Origin of the sequence: Westiellopsis prolifica IICB1, from assembly GCF_004323185.1 — a bacterium.
GTDB lineage: Bacteria > Cyanobacteriota > Cyanobacteriia > Cyanobacteriales > Nostocaceae > Pelatocladus > Pelatocladus prolificus_A.
In genome coordinates this window covers 1,858,857-1,866,024 of sequence record NZ_NAPS01000002.1, presented here as the reverse complement: position 1 = coordinate 1,866,024, position 7,168 = coordinate 1,858,857, and the positions used below count along the sequence as shown (strand labels likewise).

4 protein-coding genes are annotated in these 7,168 nt (G+C 40.2%); 1 reads left to right on the top strand and 3 read right to left on the bottom strand.

Annotation, left to right across the window (positions count from 1 at the left end; all coding sequences use genetic code 11):
* Positions 1–214 precede the first annotated feature (214 nt).
* Positions 215–934 (top strand): hypothetical protein, encoded by a 720-nt coding sequence (locus B4U84_RS22390; RefSeq protein ID WP_131120607.1) that lies wholly within the window; start codon positions 215–217, stop codon positions 932–934.
* Between the two features lie 373 nt (positions 935–1,307).
* Here B4U84_RS22390 and hetR read toward each other — a convergent pair whose 3' ends face one another.
* The 3 genes from hetR to B4U84_RS22370 all read right to left on the bottom strand — a co-directional run bounded on the left by hetR (position 1,308) and on the right by B4U84_RS22370 (position 7,130).
* Positions 1,308–2,207 carry a heterocyst differentiation master regulator HetR gene (gene hetR, locus B4U84_RS22385; RefSeq protein ID WP_017311371.1) on the bottom strand — a complete coding sequence of 300 codons (900 nt, stop codon included), beginning with the start codon at positions 2,205–2,207 and terminating at the stop codon, positions 1,308–1,310.
* Between the two features lie 1,006 nt (positions 2,208–3,213).
* A complete protein-coding gene (locus tag B4U84_RS22375) occupies positions 3,214–5,505 on the bottom strand; it encodes an EamA family transporter (RefSeq protein WP_131120606.1) in 2,292 nt (763 codons plus the stop codon).
* Between the two features lie 368 nt (positions 5,506–5,873).
* Entirely contained in the window at positions 5,874–7,130 is a 1,257-nt protein-coding gene (locus B4U84_RS22370; protein WP_207391002.1) for an inorganic phosphate transporter, read from the bottom strand.
* Between the last annotated feature and the right edge of the window lie 38 nt (positions 7,131–7,168).

The following is a 7,168-nucleotide window of genomic DNA, read 5'->3' as shown; positions in this document are numbered from 1 at the left end:
CACACCCCACACACCCCACACTCCCCCCACACCCCTTTATCCCTTATCCCCGATTCCCGATCCCTTATCCCCGTACTCTATGAGAAGCCGCTGACGCGTCTACGCGTAGCGTCTCCTCTGGAGAATCCCCGATCCAAACCTTCCTGCCAAAATAGGTGAGAACTAACTTTGAAGATGAGATAGCATTACTTTGCGTGATTGGAGTAGAACGGAAATGTCATTCAATAAAAGCAGTAAGTATTTATACAAAACTATGCGAAGAACTCAACAATTCTTGGGTACTGGGGTAGCTGCACCAGCTTTAATTGTGATGGGATGGTTGGGAATGAATTTTTTACCTGGTACAGATGCGATCGCTGTCACTACAGGTGATTACAGGGCTTGTGCTTCTGAACTTCTCAAAGCCGGGCTAACTGCGGAAGCTGCTGCACGTGGCTGTGCAAGAGCATTGCGTCCCAGAGATTTGTCCTCTTGTGTAGCCGAAATTAGGCAGAACACAGAAATAGCAGCAGTGGATGCACTACCTACCTGTGTACAAGCATGGCGTCCTGAAGATGTCGGTGCATGTGTAGCTGGTATTAGTAAAAGTACTGAGGCTAGTAAACAAGTTCTTGACAAACAGCTATTTAACAGAACAGTTTTAAGTAACTGTGGTCTGAGTTTATTACCACGACGCTATGCTCAGTGTGTGGTAGGTTTGCGATTGCAAATCGACAATTTAGCTCCCACTCAAGCTTTGAATAACTGTATTGATGCCAGTAATTATGTTAGTGGCTATTTGCCTACTTTTATACCTGCCAATAGAACAAATAACACGATTTTTCAGCCCTCTTTTCAAACTCAGCCAATTCCTAACAATCAGGTTCCTGACAACCAAATTCCTAACAATCAGATTCCTGACAACCAAATTCCTAATAGTCAAAATGGTCAGTAATCTAAATATCTTGGTTGATTAATAAAAAAGGGTGTGGGGGTGTAGGAAAATTGTGTGGTTGTGGGTAAAAATTTTGAGGTATTTTAAAGACATAAATCTCAGAAAAATTTTTGTTTTCTTTTACACCCTTACACCCTTGGATTTTTAGTTATTGTGAAAAGCAAGTAATGGTGATCCTCTATGCAGTGAAATTATGAAATTATGCATATGAGTGTCAATCTACAAAAAATATATTTTTATTTGGTTTTAAATTTATCCCACACTAATAACAATGTACTATTAGTATTTGTTGTATGGTGTGGGACTGTTGTTGATGGTACTAGCTGCTAATTTTGCCCAGGAAAATTTGAAGACCATACTTGTACTGGGAATACTAGTCTTCTTTTTTACCAAATACCATCTGTAATACCACAGGGATTCCATCATCTTGATGATATTTATCTGCCCAAGCACGGATAATTTCATCCAATTCGTCTTTGGCCTGCTCCATCTTTTCGGGTGGAATATCCAACTCTTCCAAGACTCGCATAGTGTTTGGTCTTTTTTCGGCCCAATCTCGCATCATTCGGAAGAAGCGAGCGGTGTCTTCGACCATGATGTAGGTACGCTCTTGGTCGTCTGCTGGCGCATAAAATGGACGGGTGAGAGCGTAGAAGGGCATACCCCAAGGAGAATCTATACGTGTCACCGTACCAGAGTAAAGCAAACGACGCTTTATATGCTCCGCTAAAGCTTCACTCAAAGGCATTTGGTGTTCTTTGGGTAAATCTTCTTGCGATCGCTTATGCAAAAATTCAATTAACTCTAGAAATTCAAACGAGGTGATCAAATGAGCATCTGGCAAATTAGAAGGTAATTTCTGCTCAATTTGTCTCTTTTCCTCGCTGGTGAGACTCGTACCCGGAATCCGCGAACGTCCCGGTCGCCAAGGATATTTTTCCATCCAGACATAGGGGAACTGAATCAGATAGCGTGGTTCTTGAGAACCTAGCATCTTCAGCAGTTTGCCCTCAGTCAAGGCTTGTCTTACTTCCTCAACAATGGCTTTGACTCGTTTAGGTTCCAAGTGATGTAAATGTCCTGTCATTCGCAGGTTTTGTCCCTGCTCCAGATAGGTCATGTAGATTGCACACTTGGCTGCGGTTGCGGCTGCATCTAAAAAGGCCCCATGTCTATGCCCACCTGTCCGCATGGCACTAAAAGCCAGATAAAGCATGATCTGATCCATAGCACTGGGGCCAAGACGCTTGATCAGATCTACGTCATTACTCATATAACAAGCAATTGAATAGCACGTTTACAGTAATCAGTCAATGGAAAGTATGTAGTATACACCCGACTGAAGGTGATGTCTTTACTTAGATGATCTATTATGCGTTAAGTAATGGTGTTCTTGGTAGTCATAATTGTCATTTAGTCAGTATTTTCTGGCAAATTGGCAGAATCAACTTTGTTGGTAGAGGTAATCAACTAATTCAAGAAGGGAGAAAGCAGCTATACAGAAGGATGGATGCTATCAAGCTTAACTATGGCTTAGTTTTGAGTCTATTTATAAATCAGGACAAAGGTTTTGAGTCAAGCCACTAAGGGTGAAATTACCCTTGTATTTCAAGGATAATTGAAATCTCTAAACCTTGTAGGCGATCTCTTTTCCCTTTAATTTTCGGTGATTTAGGTTATTCCAGCTTTCGCTGTAACTTCTGTTCTAATGTGTCTTTTTCATGACAAAAGACTGAGCTTACGGAGATGAAGCCACCAGCTATGTTTAGCAGTCTCACGAAAAACGCAGCGTATGGTGAGCTGCTCTGAAATTGCCAAGGGATGATGCTGTCCTGATCATAAAGCGGATCTGCTTGAGGGAAAGTCATAGACTTCAAAATCCAAGTGATGAATTCAAAAACAAAAAATCTTGTCTTTTCTAAGAAGATTTTTGCTGATTTTAGCAATTTTTAGATAGTGCATATGTAAAAACATTTACAATTTTGCTATTTATCTTAGAAGTTTTATTGAAAAAGTTCTTAAAAAAGTCGTAGAACTGTTACTAGATTTTAATCTGAAGCTTTGAAATTCAAAAACGTTAATACAAATTGATTTTTTATTTAAATTTTGCTCAGTAAACTTTTAAGTAGAAACCATTGCCAAAAAAGTTTTTACAACCATGTATAAAAAAGGCTATCTTCCTGAATGCCATCAAATCAATACCCTTTTGCTTTTTCAAGTCAAGAGGGATGACTGTGGAAATTAAAAATTAAAAATTAAATTTATAAGAATTTTAACTTTTAATTGCGGGAAGTAGTAGCATTTGTTTTGGTGTGATTTCGCATTTTTTCATAGCTAATAGCAGCAGCACCAAAAGTTACTAATAAAACTCCTAATACTTGTGCAGGTTGTAGTGTTTCTTGAATAATCACCCCTGTTAAAATTACAGTTAATACAGGAACAGTCGCACCGAGAATTGCCGATCGCGTAGCACCGAGTTTGCGAACACCGACATTATTGAAAATATAACCAACTAAAGTCAGTACACCTAAAATAAAGGCACTTAAAATTAATTCCAGTAATTTATTGGGATTGACTTGGAGACTCCAGGTAATAGGTAAAGGTATTATCAAACCCACCAAAGACAACACCAGCATGGTAGCAAAATTAATTAAAGTAAAAGGCACAGGATGGAGTTTGCTGGCACAAATGCGTGTCAAAATTATGTAGAAGGCAAAAGCTATTCCTGAAACCAGAGCTGCGATACTGCCAACAAAAGCATTACCTGTACCAACACCTGTATCTCCTGCTAAGATCATCATCTGTCCGACAAAAATAGAGGCGATCGCACCGAAACGAAAAGAAGTCGGTTGTTCTCTAAGCAAAGACCATGCTAGAAGTGCGCTAATTGCTGGATAAACAAACAATAATGCGATCGCAACTCCCGTAGCGATTTGGCTAATAGCAATATAAATCAAGACCTGAGACAAAAATAAAAAGCATCCACTCACTATCGAAAGCAGCAATACTTGTTTGCTTTTTGCATTCCCAGTGCGAGATTTTGTTCGCAATGATTCTACAAGATTTTGCAAATCTTGCCATACCTGCGGATATAGTATAGGCGCTAAAACCAACATTAATGGTACAACTACCAGCATCCTGAGCATTAAAATCAACAGAGAGTTACCAAGAGTGGGTGTCAGTAAACCCTGGACGTCAAATGCTCCAAAAATTAGCGAATTTGGGTTAAAAATCACTTTAATAGCGACGTTATAAAGTGATATCACTCCTGTTGACAACAAAATAAATACTAAACCCATTGGTGCGATCGCGGAATTTCTCCTTTGGGATCGCGTGGATGTGGTTACTTCTTCCCTTGGTGATACACCATTGGAAATAAATGTTGTGTCGCTCTCCAGGAAAGAATTGGCTCTCACCACATCATCTTGAGTAAATGTAAAAGGTTTAGATTCTTCTGGTAGATCAATTTGCGCTTCTCCATACTGTCGAATCGTGTTTGTTTCTAATTCCGTCTCCACATCCCAATTTATAGATTCTTCTTTTTCTGTTGATTCTTCTTGATGATGTGGCGAAGTTTCCCAAAAATTTGAGTGTTGTTCTGTGGGTTCGTCAGCAGGATGCTGTTGTTSYRTTGACTCTTGTTTGTGATGTGGTGGAGTTTCCCAAAAWYTTGAATATTSTTGTTCTGTGGGTKYKKYWGCAGGATGCTGTTGTTGCGTTGGTTCGTCAGCAGGATGCTGTTGTTGCGTTGGCTCTTCCTTATAATGTGGTGAAGTTTCCCAAAATTTTGAATATTGTTGCTCAGTTGGCTCGTCTACATAATGTAATGGTGTTTCCTCAAAACTTGAAGATTGTTGTTCAGTTGGCTCTTCCTTATAATGCGGTGGATAATGTGGTGGAGTTTCCCAAAAACTTGAAGATTGTTGTTCAGTTGGCTCGTCCGCTGGATGGGGTGTGATTTGGATGACTGTTGGAGGAGATTGTTGTGGCGATCGCTGTGTAGTTTTTTCCAGTTCTGCACGTACGAGTTCTCCACGTAGGCGATTTACTAACTCTGCTAAAATTTCTTCCCCTTGTTGTTGTTGGAGTGACATCTGAGACAACTGTTGGGAAATATTACTTTGATAGTTCTTGACTTCCTGCTGAAGAGTGTGAAAAGTAATAGTCAGGGTATCATCTAAAGAGCCGAGCAGTTGATTGAGAACGGCGTTATTTTTTTCACTATCTTCAGTCGTTGATTCTACAGCTTGTTTGGCCAGGGTTTCCAGAGAAGATTGTAGTTGCGAGGATATATGACTTGCCAAAATATTAGCTAACTGACGCAGCAATACTTGTAATTCGCTTAACTGACGACCTTGAAGCAGTTCTTCTTTGTCTTCTTGCAGACGTTTGACATCATCAATTAAGCGGAGTCTTTCTGTCTGTAAACGCTTGATATCTTCTTGTAAAGACTTGAGCAAAGTCCGTTGGAGAATTTGCAATTCTTCAGTGACAGCTCTTAGAGCGGTATCTGCTTCTGTTAATGGATCACCTGTTCGTGAGTTTTCTGACCGCTTCTCAAATCGCCCCATTAGTTTGTTACCTCTGATCTACGGTATCCTGTCTTATATTGCAGAATTTTGATATGACTTCAGGCTTTGTATAATTTTTGATAATTTTTTAAGTGAGATTAATTATTCTTTGATATCACTCGTTGTTTTCAAACATCATACTCACTTGTGTAGTCGAAATAAAAAGTAATAATTTTTTTTGGTAGTTTAAAGTTTCCTAGAAATACATTTACCATGTAAAAATGTAAATACGGTGACAGTTTGCCTACAAATTAAGAGATTTTTTTTAAGTATTTAGTAGAAGTTAAAAGTCTTGCGATCGCCCGAAAAGCATTTTAACAGTTATCAGGAATTAGTTCTCAGTTTTATCTGTTGGGATGCTCCCTCAGTTAAAAACCTAAAAACCGGGTAATGCTAAAAATTACAGCACTGAGTCCCGCGCTGATGGGAACTGTAACCAACCAAGCAGTGGCGATTCCTTGCAGAGTTTTAAATTTAACTGAGTTGGGATTTTGTACCAGTCCCACACCGACTACACCACCCACAAGCGCGTGAGAAGTAGAAACAGGTAGTCCCAAACGAGAAGCCAAAAGAATTGTAGTAGCGGTTGCAAGTTCAGCACAAAATCCACTACTCGGTCGTAAAGAAATAATACTTTCGCCAATAGTAGCGATGACTTTCTTACCCCAGATAGCCAAACCACTAACAATACCAGCACCACCAAGGACTAAAATCCAGATAGGAATAGCGATCCCGCCTGTGGGTACTGTACCAGTGCTATTAATATAAACGATCGCCGCCAAAGGAGCGATCGCATTACCGACATCATTAGAACCATGAGCAAAAGCCACAAAACAAGCACTCAGTAACTGGAATTTGGCAAATAAACCCTCAACTACAGGAAATACAGAAGAAGACGCTGAAAGTCTGTCCCCCATGTCCAACTGTCGCCAGCTATACAAACTCAGTGCGATCGCTCCAATACCTCCTACCAACAAGGGAAAATCATGGGTTGGTATTTGAATTCCGACTGACTCAGTGAAAAATTTTGCCAGTGGTTGAGTAACTGATGGTAAAACAATCACACCAAAAATTCCTAGTAACATCACACTCAACCAGGGAATCCACTCATTTAATTGTAATAATTGATGCGGTTGTTCTAAAATCCAGCGCTTGATCTGACTGTAAAACAAAGCTGCGATCGCACCACTGATCACTGGCGTCACAATCCATCCAAGAGTGATTTTACCAATTGACGACCAATCGATCGCATCTACACCCAAAGCTACCCAACTAAAGCCAGCGATCGCACCAACAACTGCATGAGAAGAAGATACAGGCAAACCGCGTGTAGTGGCAATTTGTAACCACAAACCGCAACTAATCAAGACTGTAATCATCCCAATAGTTAACATTTGCGGTGTACTAGCAAATAATTCAGGATTAGCAATTTTGGTTGCGATAGTTTCCGAGACCTCCTGTCCAAACAGCACCGCGCCTGTAAATTCTAATACACCAGCAATAATTAATGCTTGCTTGAGAGTTACAGCCTTAGAACCAACAGAAGTTCCCATCGCATTAGCAACATCATTAGCACCAAGGTTAAAGGCGAGATAGAAAGCCAGAAGGATGACTATGAGGATCATGGGGAAAGGGGATTGGGGATTGGGGATCGGGGAAAGGG

Coding starts and splice junctions, on each gene's coding strand:
- B4U84_RS22390 (WP_131120607.1), top strand. CDS start 215: ATGTCATTCAATAAAAGCAGTAAGTATTTATACAAAACTATGCGAAGA.
- hetR (WP_017311371.1), bottom strand. CDS start 2,207: ATGAGTAATGACGTAGATCTGATCAAGCGTCTTGGCCCCAGTGCTATG.
- B4U84_RS22370 (WP_207391002.1), bottom strand. CDS start 7,130: ATGATCCTCATAGTCATCCTTCTGGCTTTCTATCTCGCCTTTAACCTT.